This window comes from Nonomuraea sp. NPDC049421 (genome assembly GCF_040677005.1).
Taxonomy (GTDB): Bacteria; Actinomycetota; Actinomycetes; order Streptosporangiales; family Streptosporangiaceae; genus Nonomuraea; species Nonomuraea salmonea.
The window spans coordinates 22516-40430 of sequence record NZ_JBFAQA010000026.1; the positions used below are offsets into that span (position 1 = coordinate 22516).

Annotated in this window: 19 protein-coding genes and 1 pseudogene; 12 read left to right on the forward strand and 8 right to left on the reverse strand. The window is 69.8% G+C overall.

Annotated elements, in window-relative coordinates:
- Window positions 1–14: 14 nt before the first annotated feature.
- The 3 genes from AB0K18_RS35350 to AB0K18_RS35360 all read left to right on the forward strand — a co-directional run bounded on the left by AB0K18_RS35350 (window position 15) and on the right by AB0K18_RS35360 (window position 5212).
- A complete protein-coding gene (locus AB0K18_RS35350) occupies window positions 15–3089 on the forward strand; it encodes a lantibiotic dehydratase (RefSeq protein WP_364923339.1) in 3075 nt (1024 codons plus the stop codon).
- Window positions 3083–3874, forward strand: a complete 792-nt coding sequence (locus AB0K18_RS35355) for a class I SAM-dependent methyltransferase (RefSeq protein ID WP_364923342.1) — start codon at window positions 3083–3085, stop codon at window positions 3872–3874. The genes AB0K18_RS35350 and AB0K18_RS35355 overlap by 7 nt, the downstream gene beginning before the upstream one ends.
- 510 nt (window positions 3875–4384) lie before the next feature.
- Window positions 4385–5212 carry a universal stress protein gene (locus AB0K18_RS35360; protein WP_364923345.1) on the forward strand — a complete coding sequence of 276 codons (828 nt, stop codon included), beginning with the start codon at window positions 4385–4387 and terminating at the stop codon, window positions 5210–5212.
- 3 nt (window positions 5213–5215) lie between these two features.
- On the opposite strand, the gene AB0K18_RS35365 is transcribed toward AB0K18_RS35360, so the two are convergent.
- Window positions 5216–5872, reverse strand: a complete 657-nt coding sequence (locus AB0K18_RS35365; protein ID WP_364923348.1) for a helix-turn-helix domain-containing protein — start codon at window positions 5870–5872, stop codon at window positions 5216–5218.
- Window positions 5873–5950: 78 nt separating this feature from the next.
- On the opposite strand from AB0K18_RS35365, the pseudogene folE reads away from it, so the two are divergent.
- From folE to AB0K18_RS35380, 3 genes and pseudogenes are all read left to right on the forward strand, one after another.
- A pseudogene (gene folE, locus AB0K18_RS35370) lies at window positions 5951–6584 on the forward strand (GTP cyclohydrolase I FolE).
- A gap of 21 nt (window positions 6585–6605) precedes the next feature.
- Window positions 6606–7811, forward strand: coding sequence for an FAD-dependent oxidoreductase (locus AB0K18_RS35375; RefSeq protein WP_364923351.1), 1206 nt, complete (start codon window positions 6606–6608; stop codon window positions 7809–7811).
- A 405-nt stretch (window positions 7812–8216) separates the two neighbouring features.
- Window positions 8217–8414, forward strand: a complete 198-nt coding sequence (locus AB0K18_RS35380; RefSeq protein ID WP_364923354.1) for a hypothetical protein — start codon at window positions 8217–8219, stop codon at window positions 8412–8414.
- A gap of 69 nt (window positions 8415–8483) precedes the next feature.
- On the opposite strand, the gene AB0K18_RS35385 is transcribed toward AB0K18_RS35380, so the two are convergent.
- Window positions 8484–9044 carry an NUDIX hydrolase gene (locus AB0K18_RS35385; protein WP_364923357.1) on the reverse strand — a complete coding sequence of 187 codons (561 nt, stop codon included), beginning with the start codon at window positions 9042–9044 and terminating at the stop codon, window positions 8484–8486.
- 70 nt (window positions 9045–9114) lie between these two features.
- On the opposite strand from AB0K18_RS35385, the gene AB0K18_RS35390 reads away from it, so the two are divergent.
- Window positions 9115–9870: a GntR family transcriptional regulator gene (locus AB0K18_RS35390; RefSeq protein WP_364923361.1), complete on the forward strand. Its 756-nt coding sequence runs from the start codon at window positions 9115–9117 to the stop codon at window positions 9868–9870.
- A gap of 48 nt (window positions 9871–9918) precedes the next feature.
- Window positions 9919–10623: a deoxyribose-phosphate aldolase gene (gene deoC, locus AB0K18_RS35395; protein ID WP_364923364.1), complete on the forward strand. Its 705-nt coding sequence runs from the start codon at window positions 9919–9921 to the stop codon at window positions 10621–10623.
- A gap of 331 nt (window positions 10624–10954) precedes the next feature.
- On the opposite strand, the gene AB0K18_RS35400 is transcribed toward deoC, so the two are convergent.
- Window positions 10955–11749, reverse strand: coding sequence for a nucleotidyltransferase domain-containing protein (locus AB0K18_RS35400; protein WP_364923367.1), 795 nt, complete (start codon window positions 11747–11749; stop codon window positions 10955–10957).
- Between AB0K18_RS35400 and AB0K18_RS35405 the strand changes: the two genes are divergently transcribed.
- Entirely contained in the window at window positions 11748–11990 is a 243-nt protein-coding gene (locus tag AB0K18_RS35405; RefSeq protein ID WP_364923370.1) for an alpha/beta hydrolase, read from the forward strand. The two genes, AB0K18_RS35400 and AB0K18_RS35405, sit on opposite strands and share 2 nt — an antisense overlap.
- Window positions 11991–12015: 25 nt before the next feature.
- On the opposite strand, the gene AB0K18_RS35410 is transcribed toward AB0K18_RS35405, so the two are convergent.
- The 4 genes from AB0K18_RS35410 to AB0K18_RS35425 all read right to left on the reverse strand — a co-directional run bounded on the left by AB0K18_RS35410 (window position 12016) and on the right by AB0K18_RS35425 (window position 14696).
- Window positions 12016–12873: an SAM-dependent methyltransferase gene (locus AB0K18_RS35410; RefSeq protein ID WP_364923373.1), complete on the reverse strand. Its 858-nt coding sequence runs from the start codon at window positions 12871–12873 to the stop codon at window positions 12016–12018.
- Between the two features lie 188 nt (window positions 12874–13061).
- Window positions 13062–13571: an SRPBCC family protein gene (locus AB0K18_RS35415; RefSeq protein ID WP_364923375.1), complete on the reverse strand. Its 510-nt coding sequence runs from the start codon at window positions 13569–13571 to the stop codon at window positions 13062–13064.
- Window positions 13568–13942: a metalloregulator ArsR/SmtB family transcription factor gene (locus AB0K18_RS35420; protein ID WP_364923378.1), complete on the reverse strand. Its 375-nt coding sequence runs from the start codon at window positions 13940–13942 to the stop codon at window positions 13568–13570. The genes AB0K18_RS35415 and AB0K18_RS35420 overlap by 4 nt, the downstream gene beginning before the upstream one ends.
- A gap of 313 nt (window positions 13943–14255) precedes the next feature.
- Entirely contained in the window at window positions 14256–14696 is a 441-nt protein-coding gene (locus tag AB0K18_RS35425) for a MarR family transcriptional regulator (protein ID WP_364923381.1), read from the reverse strand.
- A 61-nt stretch (window positions 14697–14757) separates the two neighbouring features.
- On the opposite strand from AB0K18_RS35425, the gene AB0K18_RS35430 reads away from it, so the two are divergent.
- From AB0K18_RS35430 to AB0K18_RS35440, 3 genes are all read left to right on the forward strand, one after another.
- On the forward strand, window positions 14758–15288 hold the full coding sequence (locus tag AB0K18_RS35430; protein ID WP_364923384.1) for a hypothetical protein: 531 nt from the start codon (window positions 14758–14760) through the stop codon (window positions 15286–15288).
- Window positions 15289–15681: 393 nt separating this feature from the next.
- Window positions 15682–16428, forward strand: coding sequence for an alpha-L-fucosidase (locus AB0K18_RS35435; RefSeq protein WP_364923716.1), 747 nt, complete (start codon window positions 15682–15684; stop codon window positions 16426–16428).
- Complete coding sequence (locus AB0K18_RS35440) at window positions 16425–16901, forward strand: hypothetical protein (RefSeq protein ID WP_364923387.1); 477 nt, start codon at window positions 16425–16427, stop codon at window positions 16899–16901. The genes AB0K18_RS35435 and AB0K18_RS35440 overlap by 4 nt, the downstream gene beginning before the upstream one ends.
- Window positions 16902–16917: 16 nt before the next feature.
- On the opposite strand, the gene AB0K18_RS35445 is transcribed toward AB0K18_RS35440, so the two are convergent.
- Entirely contained in the window at window positions 16918–17265 is a 348-nt protein-coding gene (locus tag AB0K18_RS35445) for a hypothetical protein (protein WP_364923389.1), read from the reverse strand.
- Window positions 17266–17915 lie beyond the last annotated feature (650 nt).

Below are 17915 nucleotides of genomic sequence, written 5' to 3' on the forward strand. Positions count from 1 at the left end.
GGAGGACCAGCCGCATGGCACATCCTGAGCGTCTGTACGCGGCGTCGGAGCTGTTCATGCTCCGCGCCCCCGTCCTGCCCGCCGACACGCTGACGATCCAGGACGCGCCGGCCGCTCTGGCACAGGCCCGTGACCAGGGACGGCGTGCGCTGCGCGAACTCGCCTTCGAGCCACGCGTCCGCCAGGCACTCCAGGTCGCGAGCCCGGACCTGGCCGCCGCGCTGTCCACACCCGGCACCGGCGGTAAGGCGGCGAACCGCCGGGACGCCGCCCTGCTCAGGTACCTGACGAGGATGTCCACCCGGCCCACCCCCATGGGCCTGTTCGCCGGCGTCGCCACCGGCGCCTTCGACGACGCCTCCGGGATCGCGACCCTGGCCGCCGACCCGGTGCGGGCGACCAGGACCAGGGCCGACAACGTCTGGCTGGCCCGCGTCACCGATCGGCTCGATCGCGACCGGCTCGGCGTACACGTGAACGCCCTGCTGCACCGCTTCGGCACCCGCATCGTCCTGTATGCGCAGAACCGGCGCATCGAGCTCTCGACGAGCCGCCCTCTCACCGCCGCGCTGGAGCTGGCAGAGCAGGGCCCGACGTACTCCGAGCTGAAGGCCGCCTTGGCCGGCCGCTTCCCGAACGCACCCCACCACAAGATCGACCGCCTGCTCGACCAGCTCTTCGACCTGCGCATCCTCCTGCCCGATCTGCTCCCCGCCCCGGCCGAGCCGCTGCCCGAAGTCCACCTGGCCAAGCGTCTGATCGACCGCGGCGTGCACGACGACGTCGTAGCAGACCTCCAGAAGGTGCGGCAGCTCGCCGACGAGGTGGACAGGGAAGGCGGCGCCGCGCGAGTGGCCCGGCTCGAGGCGGGCCAGCGCGCGATGGCGCCCGGCTTCACCGGCCCGACGTTCCAGCTCGACACGGCACTCGCCCTGGAGCGGGCGACGCTGCCGGCGGAGATCGGCACGGCGGCGGCCGAGGCGGGAGAGCTGCTGATGCGGCTCGGCTGCGCCTGGCAACGGCGGCCGCACATCGTCGACTACCACCACGTCTTCCTGGAGCGCTACGGCGCCGGCGTCGAGCTGCCGCTGCTCGACGTGCTCCACCCGGAGACCGGCCTCGGCCCGCCCGCCACCTACCGCGAACCGGCACTCGCACATGCGTGGCCGCACCAGCCGGAGCCCGAGCACCCCGAACGCGACCGCGCCCTGGTCGAGACCGCCGTCCGCGCCGCCCACGACGGGCTGCTCGCGGTCGAGCTCGACGACGACCTGCTCGACCGGCTCACCGTCTGGCGCCCCGACGAGGCCCACAGCCGCCCGCGTACCTCCCAGGACGTCTTCTTCCAGCTCGCCGCCGCCTCGCCCGAGGCGCTCCGCGACGGCCGGTGGCGGCTCGTGCTCAGCACCATCGGCAACTACGGCGGCGGGCAGTCCTTCGGCCGCTTCTTCGACCTGCTCGCCGAGGCCGCCCTGGCACGGCTCCGCGCCCAGCAGCGGCTGGAGGAGGAGCTGCGTCCCGACACGGTGTTCGCCGAGCTGAACCACGGCATCACGACCAACCGCAGCGGCAACCTGGCCGTCCATCCACCCACCCGCGACCACGAAGTGTGCGTGAACGCCGAGCCCACCGGCCCGCCGGTCAAGCAGATCCCCCTGACGGACATCGTGCTCGGCGCCACCGGGGACCACTTCTACCTGCGCTCCCTCTCCCTGGGCCGACCCCTGGCGATCGGCCAGACCCACGCGGTGAACGTCACCCACGCCCCGAACATCTGCCGCGCCCTCCTGGAGTTCTCCGAGGACGGCTACACCCCGCTGTGCGCGTTCGACTGGGGCCCGGCGGCGGGCGCCCCCTTCCTGCCCCGGCTGACCCGCCGCAAGGTGGTGCTCCAGCCCGCCCAATGGGCGCTCACATCCGCCACCCTCCCGCCCACCGGCGACCCGGACGCCTTCTTCCACGCCTGCCAGAGGTGGCGGCGCAGGTGGCGGGTGCCGCGCCACGTCTACCTGACCTTCCGCGACAACCGGCTGCTGCTCGACCTGGACCACCCGCTCTGGGTGGACGAACTGCACCGCGGGCTCCGGCGTCCGGGCGCGGAGATCCGCCTGCTCGAAGCCCTCCCCGGCCCCGGCGACCTGTGGCTGCGCGACCGGGCGGGCCGCCCGTACCACGCCGAGATCGTCGTACCGCTGGTGCTGCGCGACCGCACCCGCATGCCCGAACCCACCGCTCCCCGCACGGCCGCCGCACCCGCCGTTCCCCGCCGCTGGCTGCCGGGCGGCGAGTGGATCCACATGAAGCTGTACGCCGCCCCTGACCAGCACGACGCGATCATCACAGGGCCGCTGCGCGCCCTGCTCGCCGGCCTCGGTCACCTCACCGACCGCTGGTTCTTCATCCGGTACGCCGACCCGCTGCCGCACCTGCGCCTGCGCTTCCACACGCGGGACGACGCCGCCGAGGTCATGTCCCGATGCGCGGCCTGGGGGAGCGGCCTCGTCCGCGACTGCCAGGCCACGGACCTCGCGTTCGCCAGTTACGACCGCGAGGTGGAGCGGTACGGCGGCGGCCACGCGATCTCCCTGGTCGAGACCGCGTTCTGGGCCGGCAGCGAGGCCGCCGCGGACCTCCTGCGCACCGGGCTCGACCCCGACGTGGTGCAGGTGGCCGCCCTGCACGAGCTGTACGCCGCCTGGGCCGCCCACCCCCACCCCCGCGACGGCGAAGCGCACGTCACCCACACCGCCCGCAGGCGCTTCCGCGAACTCCGCCCGCTGCTCTGCGAGCTCCTCACTCCCGGCGAGCGCCGCCCCGACCCGCGCGCCCCCGAGTACCGGGCCGTGCTGGACCCCGTCTTCGCCCGGCAGCGCCAACCGCTCGCCGACACCGGCCACCGCATCCGCGAACTGGCCGCCCGGCACGTGCTCACCACCCCAGAACAGAACATCCTCGAAAGCCTCGCCCACATGCAGGCCAACCGGCTGGCCGGCATCGACCGCGACCGCGAACACCTGTGCCGGGCCCTGTGGTGGCTCAGCCGCCGCGCCATCCGCAACCGCCCAGGATCGGAGCCCACGACGTGCTGACCGACGACGCGGACCCCGCACTGGTCGCCGAGAAACTCATCCACCCCCAGTTCCCGCGCTCGGCCACGTACGACCCGGTCTGGCAGGCCCGCTACGCCGACGGCCCCAACCCGCTGTGGCTGGCCGAGTCCCTGACCGGCCTGCTCGACCTGACGCCCGGCATGCGCGTGCTGGACCTGGGCTGCGGCTGGGCGACCAGCTCGATCTTCCTCGCCAAGGAGTTCGGCGTGCAGGTCGTGGCCGCCGACATGTGGCTCCGCCCCGAGACGTGGCCCCTGATCGTCGAGGCCGGCGTGGAATCCCAGGTCCTGCCGGTACGCGTGGAGGCCCACGACCTGAGATTCGCCCACGAGTACTTCGACGCGATCATCAGCCTGGACGCGTACCAGTACTTCGGCACCGACGACCTCTACCTCGGCTACCTGCAGCAGTTCCTCGCCCCCGGCGGCGTCCTCGGCATCGTGGTCCTCGGCATCACCGAGGAACTGGACGCCGGCCCACCCGGCCACCTGGCCGACATGTGGACCTGGGACCACCAGGCCTTCCACAGCCCGGCCTGGTGGCGCACCCACCTCGAACGCTCGGCCCCCATGACCGTCGAACACGCCGACCTCGTGCCCGACGGCTGGAGACACAGCCTGCGCTGGCAGGAACTGGCCGCCCAGACCGCCCCGCCCCAGGCCCGCCCGGCCTGCGCCGAGTGGGCCCGCCGACTGGCGACGGACGCCGGCCGCACGATCGGCTGGCCGAGAATCGTGGCCAGGAAGACTGCCCCCTCCGCTTGAAAGGGACATATCCGTTGGTTCCGTCGGGACTGATCCCCATCCTCGCCACCTCCTTCGCCGACGACGGCGAGCTGGATCTGCCGAGCAAGCTCGACGACGTCACCTCGGTGAAGGTGGAGACGCCGCCGACCACGCCCAAGGCCGGGGCGGTGGCGACGATGGCGCGCGTACGGAGGCGACGGCGCCGGAGAAGGAGCCCGAGAAGGAACGGGCGGCCGTCGAGCCGGCCTCGTTCAAGGGCGAGAACATCTGCTCGATCTTCCCCTCCGCCCTGCTGAAGAAGCTGGTACCCAACGCGCAGGAGAATCCCGCCGACGACACCTCCACAGGGCGGAGCGGGTGCTGAACGCGATCAAGGACGTCGCCGGGCAGCTGGCCGCCCGCACCACCGGCGACTGACCCCCGATCTTGGGACCAAAGGCCTGCTGACCTGGGACTTCCTCCTGGTGCGGCTCTCCCCGGCCGAGAGCGAAACTGGAAGTAAGGGACGGAACGGCCCGAGGAGATGCGATGACCAGGCAGATCGTGGTCGGCGTCGACGGATCGGCCGCGGCTCGCGCGGCGGTGGACTGGGCGGCGCTCGACGCCGGGCGGCGGGGGCTGGACCTGCGGCTGGTGCACGTGTGCGAGCGGTGGTCGCACAGCGAGGGCGTCGAGTACTGCGCCGACGCGCTGGAGGCCACCGCCGATCGGGCCCGTGGCCTGGCCGGCGTCAAGGTGACGGCGGACCTGAGGCCGGGTAACGTCGTCGAGGAGCTGATCGCCGAGTCCGCGACGGCCGACAGTCTCGTGCTGGGCAGCCGCGGCCTCGGCGGGTTCAAGGGCATGCTGCTCGGCTCGGTGAGCAACGCGGTCGCCGGGCACGCGACGGGCCCGGTCGTCGTGATCCGCGCCCTGCACCCCGTGGAGCACCGGCGGATCGTGGTCGGCTACGACGGCTCCGAGCACGCGCGGGCGGCCATGGAGTACGCCATCGAGCAGGCCAGGAGCCGCCGGGCCGAGCTGCACGTGGTGACGGCCTGGCAGGTGCCGGCCTTCTCCCCGTACGCCGTCGGCTACAGCATCCTGATCGAGGAGATCGTGCAGGCGGAGCCGCGCAGGGCACGCGAACTGGTCGAGCCGTGGCGCGACGCCAACCCCGACCTGGTGGTGACCGACGAGCAGCCGTGCGACCACCCGGTCACCGCCCTTGCCAGGGCGGCCAAGGCGGCCGATCTCCTGGTGGTGGGCTCGCGGGGGCTCGGCGGGTTCGCCTCGGCGCTGCTCGGCTCGGTCAGCCACGCCGTGCTGCACCACGCGACCTGCCCGGTCGCCGTGGTCCGGCCGGTCAAGGAGTGACCGTCACCCGGCCGGGCGGAGGCGTACGCAGCAGTGCTCCTGGCTCGGCTCCAGCAGGGCCGTGAGGCCGGGCTCGGGGAGCGCTTCGAGCAGGCCGGCGAGCAGGCTGAGGTTCATGCCGCAGACCAGGGCGGTGTGCCGCTCGGCGAGGCTGCGGAATGGGCAGTTGGCCAGGGCGATCGTGCCGTCGCAGGCGCGCGGCTCGAAGCCCAGAGCCTCCAGGGTCGGCATGACGCCGGCGGTGGCGTCGCGGCCGAGGGCCCGGCCCAGGTCGCGGGCGCGGCGGTCGAGCACGGTACGGGGCGGCTCTCCCGTGGCCTCCGCCTCCTGGAGGGCGTCGGCGAGCAGGTGGGCGGCGGTCTCGTAGCGCCGGTCGGGCAGGGAGACGGCGATCTGCCCGGGAGCGCGGCGGTAGAGCTTGGCGGGACGGCCGGCGCCGGGGCCCGACCGGCCGGTGCGGCGCTGGTAGACGGCTTCGAGCAGCCCTCCCTCGACCAGCTTCTCCAGGTGGAAGGAGACGGTGTTGCGCGGCGCCTGCAGGGCGTCGGCCGCCTCGTCGCGGCTCACCGGCTCCGGCTGGCGCACCACGTACGCGTACAGGCGGCGCCGCGTCGGCTCGTCCAGCGCCGCGATGGCGGAGATGCCGTCGGCTTCGCCCATTCTAAAACCCACTCCTGTTGACGAAATTATCGTGCCCCTTCTAATGTTAACGAAACTTGTCGATAGAAGGGGGGCGGCATGAGCGAGTCCGTGGTGGAGGAGGCCGGCGACGCCGAGCGCCGGTCGCGGCGCCTGCGGGTGGTCAGGGGCGGGGGAGTGGACCTGGAGGCCGCCCAGCGAGCGGTGACCGACCTGCTGACCGCGCTGGGCCGCGACGTGCAGTCCGAGCACCTGGCCGACACGCCGAAGCGGGTCGCGCGCGCCTACGCCGAAATGCTGGAGCCGCGCGAGTTCGACCTGACGACCTTCCCCAACGAGGAGGGCTACGACGAGCTCGTGCTGGTCCGCGACATCCCCGTGCAGTCGTTGTGCGAGCACCATCTGCTGCCCTTCCAGGGCGTGGCGCACGTGGGCTACCTGCCGGGCGACCGTATCTTGGGGGCTGTCGAAGCTCGCGCGGGTGGTCGAGCTGTTCGCCCGCGACCTGCAGGTGCAGGAGCGGCTGACCAAGCAGGTCGCCGACTGGCTCCAGCGGCACCTGTCGCCGAAGGGGGTCGGCGTGGTGATCGAGGCCGAGCACCTGTGCATGTCGATGCGCGGCGTACGCGTGCCGGGGTCCCGCACGGTCACCTCGGCCCTGAAGGGGACGCTGCGCGAGGACGCGAGGTCCCGGCAGGAGTTCTTCGCGCTGACCGGTCAGTCCCATACCTGACGAGCAGACAGGAGATCGACGATGGCGGCATTCGTGATCGTGGGCGGCGGCCTGGCCGCGGCCAAGGCGGCCGAGGCGCTGCGCGAGGAGGGGTTCGACGGCGAGATCGTGCTCGTGGGACGGGAACCCCACCTGCCCTACGAACGCCCGCCGCTGTCGAAGGGCTACCTCCAGGGCAGCGACGAACGCGACAAGATCTTCGTCCACGACGCGGACTGGTACCGCGAGCACGACGTGGACGTCCGTACCGGCGTCTCCGTCACCGCCGTCGACCCGGCCGCGCACGAGGTGACGCTGTCCGGCGGCGAACGACTCCGCTACGACAAGCTCCTGCTCGCCACCGGCGCCCAGCCGCGCCGCCTGAGCGTGCCGGGCCACGAGCGGGTGCTGTACCTGCGTACCGTGGACGACTCCGACCGGCTGCGCGCCACCCTGGCCGCCGCGCGCAGGGTCGCGATCATCGGCGCCGGCTGGATCGGCCTGGAGACCGCCGCCGCGGCCCGCGCGGCCGGAGCCGAGGTCACCGTCGTCGAGCAGGGGCAGCAGCCGCTGCTGTCCGCCCTCGGCCCCGAGATCGGCGCCGTCTTCGCCGACCTGCACCGCGAGCACGGCGTGGACCTACGGCTGGGCGCCCGCCTCGCCGAGGTCACCGAGACCGGCGTACGCCTGGCCGACGGCACCGCCATCGACGCGGACGCCGTGCTGGCCGGCATCGGCGCCGTCCCCGACACCGAGCTGGCCGCCGCCGCGGGCCTCACCGTCGACAACGGGGTGAAGGTCGGGGCGGACCTGCGGACCAGCGATCCCGACATCTACGCCGCCGGCGACGTCGCCAACGCCCACCACCCCCGCCTGGGCCACCACGTGCGGGTCGAACACTGGGCCAACGCCCTCAACCAGCCGCCCGTCGCCGCCCGCGCCATGCTCGGCCGCCCGGCCGCCTACGACGAACCGCCCTACTTCTACACCGACCAGTACGACCTGGGCATGGAGTACCTCGGCCACGTCCCGCCCGGCACCGACCACGACGTCGTCATCCGCGGTGATCTGAGCGGGCGGGAATTCCTCGCGTTCTGGCTGCGGGACGACCGGGTCATCGCCGCGATGAACGTCAACATCTGGGACCAGGGCGACCACCTCAAAGCCCTCGTCCTCGCACGAACCCCCGTGGACCGCGCGGCCCTCGCCGACCCCAAGGTCCCGCTGGAGAAGCTGGTGCGCTCGTGAAGCCGTTCACGGCCGGTGCGGGTGGCGCCACCGCTCGTCGGCCCGCTCCCAGGCCGGCTCCACTCTATTCCGGCTGATACGGAACCACCGGGATCATCTGGAGCTCCGATCCGCGACCCCTCCGCATCGAGCACCGCGCCGTACATCACCCGCGCCCTGGGCCCCACGCGGATGTCACCGACGAGGGTGGCCGTCGGGGCGACGTAGGCGGTGGGATGGACCTGCGGTCGACGCCCGCGGTGCCGGATGCGGATTCCCTGCGGTTGAGCGATCACGAGCGGATTCTCCTCCGCCCGGCCGCCGGCATGCTGGCGCATTTCAGACGTCTCGTTCGCTCGGCGAGCCCCTCCGGAGCATGGGCGTAAGCCGTTCAGGAGGAGCGACGATGCTCCGCGGGGACGAGGCGTGAGCGCGGGGACGAACCCCCGGCGATGGGCGATGCCCGCCCTGATCGGGTACGCCTTCGCGCAGGCGCCGCTCATGACCGGCGCGACCGCGGTCCTCGCGGTCGTCGCCGGCGGTGCGGCGCCGGTCGGGATCATCATCGGGATCGGCCGGCTGGTGGGCGCGCTCAGGCGAGATCACCGATCTCCCCGGCCATGACAGGCACGACCCGGCCGGGAAGAACAGCCGCAACGGCAGTCGCGCCAAGACCGTGGTGACCGGCCGGCCTCAAACGACGAAGGGCCCACGCAGGAGGAACAGGGCGTACGCGGCCAGCGTGGAGTCATCGGTGACCACTCCATCGCGGACCATGCGTTCGAACTCCGCCCGCGAAAACCACTGACGCCGCAGATCCTGCTCTTCGGCCTCCGGTCTCGCCTCCCCGTGGGTCAGCTGCGAGGCCACGAACACATCGAAGCCCTGTGACGACATGCCGGTGGCACAGTTGAGCCGTCCCAGATGCCCCATCGCCCCGGCCGTGATGCCGGTTTCCTCGTGCAGCTCCTGCCGGGCCACCGCTTCGGGGTCGCCCGTGGCCAGGCCCGGCAGCGCTCCTTGGACGAACTCCCACGATCGTGCACGCACCGGATACCGATATTGCTCCACGAGATGGAAACCGTCGTTCTCGACCGCGATGACCAGGGCGAAATCGGGCTTGTCCACGTAGCTGTACACGCCTTCACACCCGTCCAGGCGGACGATCCGGTCCTCCCGTAGCCGCATATACGGCGACTCGTAGACCACTTTCGTGGAGATCTGGCGGATGGCGTGCTTGACGTCTGGCTCCATGGTCTCGCCCTTCTTTCATCCTGACAAGTGGTCGTATAGCTGTATATACGTTTGGTGTACGGTTGTCGATGTGAACGCGACAGCCAAGCGGCCCGAGGATTTCGCCCCTCGCTACTTCGTCATCGAACAGGCACTGCGCGAGCGCATCGCCGCCGCGCAGCCGGGTGACGCGCTGCCCTCGGAAACGGAGTTGAGCGAAGAGTTCGCCGTCAGCAGGATGACCGCTCGTGTTGCCGTGCAGCGCCTGGTCACAGACGGTCTGGTGATCCGGCGACCGGGGCGGGGCACCTTTGTGGCCCCGCCGTCGGGCAGCCGCCGTGCCGAGAGCCTGGTGCGGTTCAGCGAGGAGATCCGCAGGCGCGGGCAGCGGCCCTCCTCCCGGTTGCTCACGGCCAGCACGCGCCCCGCCACCGCGCAGGAGACCGACCGGCTGCGGCTGGGCAAGCGAGCCCGGGTTATCGCCGTCGAACGTGTTCGGCTGGCGGACGACGTACCGATCGCCCTCGAACGCGCGGTGTTCCCCGGTGGCCTGCGCGGCCTGCTGGAGGGCGACCTCGAGCACGGCTCCCTGCACGCCACACTGATCGCGCTCGGCCGCACTCCGGCCCGCGGCCACGCCCGCATCGGCGCCCGAGTCGCGAGCGAGGATGAGGCCGCCCTGCTCGCTGTAGACCCCGGCGCACCGCTGCTGGTCGAGCATCGCCTGATCCTCGATCAGCACGACGAGCCGCTGGAGCTCACCGACACCCTCTACATCGCCGTCCGATACAGGCTCGATGTTGCCTTCACCGTCGAGTCCCCGGCGAGCGACCCCCTCCGCCCGTGAACGTCACCCCAACCCATCCCCGATGACCATCAAGGGAGCCGGATAACCGTGATCAGCGCCGTCGCCGACGTGGCCCAAATGATCGATCACTCACTGCTGCGCCCTGAGCTGACCAACGACGATGTACGAGCGGGATGCGACCTGGCCGCCCGCTACAACGTCGCTTCCGTCTGTGTCAAACCGTGTGACGTGGAGCCGGCCGCCGAGCGACTCACTGGAAGCGGCGTGGTGATCGGCACGGTGGTCGGCTTCCCGCACGGCTCCTCCTCCCCACGCATCAAAGCGGCCGAGGCGCGCGCAGCAGTCTTCGACGGAGCCGGGGAGCTCGACATCGTGCTCAACATCGGACGCCTGCGCGCCGGCGAAGACGAGGCCGTGCTCGCCGACATCCATACCGTCGTGGAGTCGGCCCCCGGTATCGTGGTGAAGGTCATCTTCGAGAACGCCTACCTCACCGATGACGAGAAGATCCGGGCCTGCCGACTCAGTGAGCAGGCCGGTGCCACGTACGTCAAAACCTCCACCGGGTTCGCGTCTGGCGGCGCGACGCCAGCCGACATCCGGCTCATGCGCGCCCATGTCTCCGACCGGGTCAAGGTCAAGGCGGCCGGCGGCATCCGCACCCTGGACGTGCTGCTGAAGCTCCATGAGGCGGGCGCCACCCGCTTCGGCGCCACCGCCACTGCGGCGATTCTGGACGATCTCACCGAACGGCTCGCGCGCCAGGGGCACGTGGGCGATTCATGTCGATAGGGTATGTCCGTAGGATTTGGCCATGCGGGTGTCAGTAGTTCAGGCGGTATCGAGTCGAGCCCAAGAGCCTCGACTACCGTCAGCTCATCACGGCGCCCCCCTGGTACGGCGACGCCGGTACCGGATCGCGGACTGCCTCACCGTGGAGGAGGCAGGGAGTATGTCGATCTGGTGGACCTCGCGGAGGTCGTGAAGCTCCCTGCCCGGCGCAACACCGGCTGATCATTTCTGCCCGCGCTTGTCATCGCTGATTCACCGGGTCGTGGCCGCCACCCTCGCTGTGATGGCCCACTATGGGGGCATCGAAAACGCGCGTCTGCGCGTTGCGACATCAGGTCACCTCAGCGATGACGTCGCGGAGGTACTGAACGGCGAGCTCTTCGGCATGGTGATGGCGTTGGATCACCGCTCCAGCGTCACCGAGCCACCGCAGGTAGAGCGCGACACTGGCGAGGAACGCCTGACCGATCTCATACTGGTCGTAACCGCAGAGCGTTGCCTGAAGGTCGCGTGCCTCTTCCGGCGCGACGGACTCGAGGTGACGCACGCCGCGGGGGATGGCACCTACCCGGCGAGCGGCCAGGGGAGCCAGCACCGTCTCGCGCAGGTAGTTGAGAAAGCCGATGGCCTCGAACAGCTCACCGCGGCCGAGCTTCGTCGCACCGTAGTGCACCCAGATCCAGAACCGGTCCTCGATCCACTGCAGGTCAAGGGGCGGGCTTACCGGCGGATGCTCCACGAGCGTCTTGGCCAGGTGGCCATCTCGATCCCACAAGACGACAGGATCCTCGCCACGTTCGGCGAAGTCGGAGGCCCGCACGAACTTGAAGTCCACATGCAGCAGGGGCGGTCCGACGAGCGTGATGATCAGACGGGGCTCTCCGACATGCTCTCCGGTGAATCCGGCCACCAGCTCAGTCCATGCATCGATCAGCGTGAGCCGTTCCTTCATGACCGCGTCGAACGCCTCGTCGTCGATGACCACGATCAGATCCACATCGGAATAAGCGTCGGCATGACCTCCCGCAATCGACCCCGCGACGGCCACACCGGTGACGCGGGCATCATGCCGAATCTGAGGGACCACATCGCTGAGAAATCGGCGGTGCAAGGTAGGGGCGTCCATGGCGTTCCTTCATGATCGGAGCAAAGTCTTGCAACATACCACACAGCCAAGTCGAAGTACCCTCTGCCCGCGCCATCACCCCGACCAGGTTCCCGGTTCGGTCACGACCACGTACGACGGCATCGGCCACGGCCGGTACCTGAACGCCGGTGACCCTTGCGTGATCGGCCACGTGGACCGGTACCTGAACGATGGCAAGGTGCCCGCGCCCGGCACCACGTGCCCCGTCCGGCCGGCGTGATACTGGTCGCGTGAGACGACTTCGTCTAAGGTTTGATCGCCAGGCCCCCGTACGCCCAGGCGTGCCCGCCGGGGATCTCCTCCTGGTATTCGGTGAGGTCCGGCCGCCAGGTCACCACCTCGACGAGGCCCGGGTCCAGCAGGTTCCAGCCGTCGAAGAAGCGCATCGTCTCGTCGTGGCTGCGCGGCACCATGGGCGCGGAGCTGTTGTCGTACGGCTTGGTGAACTCCTCGCGGCTCAGGTGGTCGGCGAAGTCCATGGTGATGTGCGACAGCAGCAGGTGGCTGCCGCTGGGCACCGCGGCCTTGAGCTGCTCCACCACCCCGTACGGGTTCTCGTCGTCGGTGACGAAGTGCAGGATGCCCGCCAGGATGACGGCCACGGGGCGGGTGAAGTCGAGCAGATCCCGGACCGCGGGGTCGTTCAGGATCTTCTCCGGCTCGCGCAGGTCCGCCTCGATCATCTCCGTGGCGCCCGCCGGGTCGCCGGTCAGCAGGGCGCGGCCGTGCACCGAGACGATCGGATCGTTGTCCACGTACGCCACCCGCGCCTCGGGCACCGCCCGCTGGGCGATCACGTGGGTGGGATCCTGGGTCGGCAGGCCGGTGCCGATGTCCAGGAACTGGGTGACGCCCGCCTCGGCCGCCAGGTACCGCACGGCCCGGCCCACGAAGGCACGATGGGCGCGTACCCCCTCCCGCGTGCCCGGCGACAGCTTGATGAGCGCCTCGGCGGCCTCCCGGTCGGAGGCGAAGTTGTCCTTGCCGCCCAGTAAGTAGTCGTAGATGCGCGCGGGGTGCGGGATGTGCGGATTGATCCGCGCAGCCGGGACGTCGGAGTACTCGGGGTCCTGCGGGTCCGTCTGTCTGTCGGTGTTCGTCATCCTTCTCTTCCTGCTGGATCGACGACTACCGCCGGGCCTGACGGGGGGGCCGGGGCGAGCTTCGCCGAAGGGTTACTTGCCTGCTTTCAGGTGTTTCCTTCCTACTCGACCCAACGTTACGGCGCTGGCCCTCCGGAAAACGATGCCGACGTTCGGGTCAGGACGGCCAGGCCGAGATACCCGGCGATCTACGCCTCGGGCTCCGTGACGGTCAGGTGTTCGTAGGACGACTTCAGCGCGGGGTAGTAGTCGTCGAACTCCGGCTTGGCGGAGCCGTCGTGCGAGGCCGCCAGCAGGTCGAGGTAGTACTCCCAGCCGGGGCCGATCTCGCCGATGCCCTCGGCACTGGCCAGGTGCTGGACGAAGCGCAGCTCGGTGCCGCTGTCCGCTTCCGACAGCAGGAGTTCGAGGTGCCAGGAGCCGGCCGTGTCCTTGGCGGTGATCTCCAGCCGGCGGGGCGGCTCGCAGGCTTCGATGCGCATCTCGGCCCAGGGAGCCTTCTCCTCGAACACCAGCTGGACCCTGATCGTCCGGCCGGGTCCTGCCTCGCCCTCCCACGGGCCGAACCAGCGCGCGGTACGCTCCGGCTCGGTGACGCTGGCCCACACGTCCTCGGCGGGCGCGCGGAACGTCCGGGTGAGGACGAGGTCGACGCCGTCGTCCGCGCGGAAGAGCTTGCCGGTGGGGAAGCGTTTCATGCTGTTTCTCCCTTGCTGTCGGTCTCGCTGCTTGTCTTTGCGCTGTTCGTACGGCGTTCGCGGCGTGTCCGGTAGACCTCGGTCTCCAGAGCGTCGAAGCGGTGCTCCCAGCCGGAGGGCCCGAGGAACTGGGCCAGCCAGCCGGCCAGCTCGGTGAACTGCTCCGCGTCGAGCGTGTAGAGGCGCTGCCGGCCGACCAGCTCAGCCCTGACCAGTCCGCTCTGCCGGAGCACGCGCAGGTGGCGGCTCACGGCGGGGCGGCTGATCGAGAAGCGTTCGGCGATCTCGCCGGCCGAGAGCTGCCCGTCTTTGAGCATCACCAGGATCTGCCGCCGCACCTGATCTGCGATCGCCCCTGCCACTTCGTCCACACAGGAAGCGTAACCTGCTGGTTACGCGTTTGACCAGAGGCTGGTCCGGTGTCTGCTGGGGGAACCACCTCGGTCACGCCGGGTCATCGCGGCGTAGCTGGGCGGACGCGAAAGGCCCCTCGCCGACGCAAGGTCGGCGAGGGGCCGGCCGCCGCCCCGTTGATCGGGTAACCAGCCCGAGGGGCGGCGGAGGAGTCCCAACCACGCACGATCAGGAACGTCTGCAGCTTAGACGTTCGGCTCAGCGACGTGATCTCAGCCGCTCGCCGGCAGGTAGGTGCTCATCGTCCCGAATCGGTGCTCTGAGAGCACCTCAGGCACCCCCGTCGTCGGACAGGAGGCGATCGGTGATGGCCTTGAGCGTCCTGGCGTCGTCCGGGCCGAGCCGGTCCAGCAGGTGGCGGCGAGTGGCTTTCTCCAGTGTCGGCAACGTGGCATTGATCGCGTTTCTGCCTTCCGGGCGTAGCGCGACCTCCATCCCGTTCGGCACCTTGTCGCGGGCCACGTAGTCACGATCGGCCATCCGGGTCAGCAGGTGCGACAGCCGCGTCCGGTCCCAGTTGAGGGCGGCGGCGAGGGCGTTCTGCCGCAGGCTCCCGCCGGACTCGTGCAGGCAGACCAAGACGCTCAGTTCCGCCTCCGAGAGGCCGGACGCCGCTGTGGTCTCGGCGACGACGGCGGCACGTACCAGCTCATGAGCGCGTTTCCAGCGCAGCCACAGCTCAGTCGCCTCGCTCCCGCCAGCTGTTGACATGTCAACACTGCCTCTCTAGTGTTCGAACCCGACCATACGGCTCATGCGAAGGACATCACCGATGCTCGATGCTCGACGGCACTATGCCAGCCTGCGCCTGCTCGCGCTGCTCCCGCTCGTCCTGTTCCTGCCCGCCGTGATCGCCTTCTTCACGGACCCGGACGTGGCGTGGGGAGAATACCTGGGCGTCTTCTTCCACCTCTCGATCCTCTTCCTGGTCTCCCGCCTGGAGGCGGCGGCCTGGGCCAAGGCAGCGGGGTACGGCTGGGTGGTGCTCGACGTCCTCACCGGCATCCTGATGATCAACGGGGTCGACCACGACACGGCCTGGGCGGTCCGGCTCGGCGGCCACGTACTCGCCGGTGTCTGGATCGTGGCGAGTTCCCTGGTCAGCCACTCCTGGCCGGTCCGCGTGGTCGGCGTCGTCACGGGCGTCTGGCTCGCCGGCTACTCCTTCGTCGGCACTCAGCTCGCCGAGGAGTACCTGCGCCCGGCCGGAATCATGATCCTGGTCTGGTTCGCCCTCCTGGCGATCTTCCACCGTGACAGTCCGGGCCGCCCGGCGGCGTCGGCCGTGGCAGCGGCGGTCTGAAGGCCTTCACTCCGGGCTGTTTCCCCTGCAGGCTCGGTACTTCGCGTGATCGTCGAAGGGACCTCCCGGGCACGGACGCCTTCCGCTACCACCGCGAGCGTTACGGGCATCCGTCGCAGTTCGGGTTCAAGGATGTCATCAACGAGTGGAAGGCGTCCCGCTGGGACCCGGAGGAACTCGTCGCCGTCGGCGAGTGGGCCGCCGCCGCACGCTCGCACGGGCTGCGGTTCGGGGTGAGCGTGCACGCCTGGTCCTGGTACGAGCCAGGGCGCCGACCCCGACGGGCCGCTGGGGGGCGTGCCGTACGACGGGCGGCTCACCAAGGCGGACGGCGCCGGCACCTGGTGGTAAGGGCTCGACCCGCGGGAGCTGTACGCGCAGGACCACCGGCCGATCCCCGGCTTCGACCAGCCGAAGACCGTCCACCACCACTGGGACTGGCCCGACCCCGAGCACCACCCGGACACCGCCTACCAGGCGAACTTCAAGGCCAGAACCCTGCAACTGGCCCAGGCGTACCGGCCTGACGTGGTCTACTTCGACGACACCGTGCTCCCGCCGCACCAATGCGGCCCGGTCGGCCTGGAGATCGCCGCCGAGCTGTACAACCTCGGCGAGGACATGATCGTCTGCGGCAAGATCCTCGACGAACGCCGGCGCCGCGCCCTGACCTGGGACGTCGAACGCGGCGCGAGCGACCGCATCGAACCGCACCCATGGCAGACTCGCACCTGCCTCGGCTCGTGGCACTACGACGCGCGCCGGCTCGCCGAGCACACCTACAAGAGCGCGGCCCAGGCGGTCGGCATGCTCGCCGACGTGGTCAACAAGAACGGGAACCTGCTGCTCAGCGTACCGATCACCGGCGACGGCGAGATCGACGACGACGAATGCGCCATCCTGGCCGGCATCGGCGACCGGCTCGCCGTCAACGGCGAAGCGATCTTCGACACCGCCCTCGCCCGCCCTGACGGCCCGGTGGTCCTGCGCCGTCTGGGGCGTGTGGCCAGCCTGCTCGACCGCGAGATCACCGGCGTCCACGCCCTCGGCGACGACCGCCCTGTACGGTGGCGGCACGAGGATCAAGCCCTCATCATCGAGTCCCCAGCCCAGGTCCACCGCATCGACCTCACCTCATGAACATAAAACAACGCCCCGGCCCCCCATTCGCCGGCACCCTCACCTACATAGACCACGAATACAGCATCAATTTCATGCACTCAGAACCTGATCAATATCTGGATTGCACCGCAGACGGAGTCGCCAGTGTCGCCATCCGCACGCTGCAAATCGAGGTAGGACTTCCCCGCTACGAAGCCCTGCACGTCTGGGGCTACTTCCCGAAGATATCGTGGAAGACAGCGGAGCTGCCGATCCCTCGCAGCACTCCTGGCGTCGTGCAATTCGTAGGGAGCACCTTCCAGCGGGGAATCGCGTACGGGGTCTCAGACGAAGACTCGTGGCGAAAGGAATTCGATCCGAGATCGGGATGGCTTCGCGTCGCACCGGAGGGTGCTTCCGCGGAACACCTGACGGAGATCGCCGACGGCGTGCTCATCGGATCGACTGACGGCCGGCTCAGCTCGATCTGGATGCGACCACTTTTCGCTTGACCGAAGGAGAGAAGCCTCAGTGGGGATCGCTCACGAACGTATACCACGGTCCCCACACGGGCGATGAGTCGCCCGGCCTCCGGTCAGGGCTGTAGAAGTACGCACGGTGAGTGCCGCTCAGGTGGAAGACCACCACGTCACCGTCCCAAAAGACCGTGTCGAAGGTCAGGGCGCCGATCGTCCGGCGCCCGAGCACCTCGTCCTTCCCCAACGTGCGAGCGACGGCCTCCATCTGAGGAGCCGACCGAGCGAACCGGTCGTCCGAGTTGATGGTGAACCAGACGAGCCCGGTGAGAAGGAGAGCCCCTGCCAGGAGTACCGCTGCCCACCGTAAAACCGGGCCACGGACGATCATGCGTCTCATGGGAGCATCCTGACATCTACCGGGCGAATTCGCTGGCGTGGGCGAGGTGGTGGACCGGGCGGTCACCGCGGACACGATCGCGCCGGCGGGTCAGTCTCCGGGCGTTCCCGCCATGAAGGAGGGCGTCGTACAGGATGTACCTTTCATCGACGTAGATGCGCTGCGTGATGGCGCCCTCGCAGGAGTACTGCGAATCAATGGCGACGATGGCGTTATCCCGGAGGGCGTTCCAGATCCTCACGTTCCGCAGAGGCGGGTCGTAGATTGTGGCACCCCTCGTGCGGATGCATGAGCCATTCATTGCCGGCCATCATGAACCCGGTGGCGGTGTGCGCGGGAAGGGCGGTGTTCGCGCAGGTCGCGACGGTGAGGGCGAGGGATGGGAGAAGGCGCTGATTGCGCAGCTTGCGGCCGATACGCACGATGCCGCCTGCTTTGTTCTGGTGGATGGAAAAGAGACCTCGAGTTTGCCCGGGTGCCAAAGCCAGTGATCCATGGGGGGATAGGCTGGTCGCCAGAATGGACGCTGGCATATTGCCGGAAAAATCGTCATAAAGCCGGTAAGCGCATTCCGTGCTTCCTGTCAACCTCTTGACAAGCCTTACGGTCGCGTCGACACTCGGCGGCAGTACCGCCTGAAACGTCCCCGT

Bases quoted from the DNA above. Each gene is read 5' to 3' on its own strand.
- AB0K18_RS35350 (WP_364923339.1), top strand. From the start codon at position 15: ATGGCACATCCTGAGCGTCTGTACGCGGCGTCGGAGCTGTTCATGCTC.
- AB0K18_RS35360 (WP_364923345.1), top strand. From the start codon at position 4,385: ATGACCAGGCAGATCGTGGTCGGCGTCGACGGATCGGCCGCGGCTCGC.
- AB0K18_RS35365 (WP_364923348.1), bottom strand. From the start codon at position 5,872: ATGGGCGAAGCCGACGGCATCTCCGCCATCGCGGCGCTGGACGAGCCG.
- AB0K18_RS35375 (WP_364923351.1), top strand. From the start codon at position 6,606: ATGGCGGCATTCGTGATCGTGGGCGGCGGCCTGGCCGCGGCCAAGGCG.
- AB0K18_RS35385 (WP_364923357.1), bottom strand. From the start codon at position 9,044: ATGGAGCCAGACGTCAAGCACGCCATCCGCCAGATCTCCACGAAAGTG.
- AB0K18_RS35405 (WP_364923370.1), top strand. From the start codon at position 11,748: ATGGCGTTCCTTCATGATCGGAGCAAAGTCTTGCAACATACCACACAG.
- AB0K18_RS35400 (WP_364923367.1), bottom strand. From the start codon at position 11,749: ATGGACGCCCCTACCTTGCACCGCCGATTTCTCAGCGATGTGGTCCCT.
- AB0K18_RS35410 (WP_364923373.1), bottom strand. From the start codon at position 12,873: ATGACGAACACCGACAGACAGACGGACCCGCAGGACCCCGAGTACTCC.
- AB0K18_RS35415 (WP_364923375.1), bottom strand. From the start codon at position 13,571: ATGAAACGCTTCCCCACCGGCAAGCTCTTCCGCGCGGACGACGGCGTC.
- AB0K18_RS35425 (WP_364923381.1), bottom strand. From the start codon at position 14,696: ATGTCAACAGCTGGCGGGAGCGAGGCGACTGAGCTGTGGCTGCGCTGG.
- AB0K18_RS35430 (WP_364923384.1), top strand. From the start codon at position 14,758: ATGCTCGATGCTCGACGGCACTATGCCAGCCTGCGCCTGCTCGCGCTG.
- AB0K18_RS35440 (WP_364923387.1), top strand. From the start codon at position 16,425: ATGAACATAAAACAACGCCCCGGCCCCCCATTCGCCGGCACCCTCACC.
- AB0K18_RS35445 (WP_364923389.1), bottom strand. From the start codon at position 17,265: ATGAGACGCATGATCGTCCGTGGCCCGGTTTTACGGTGGGCAGCGGTA.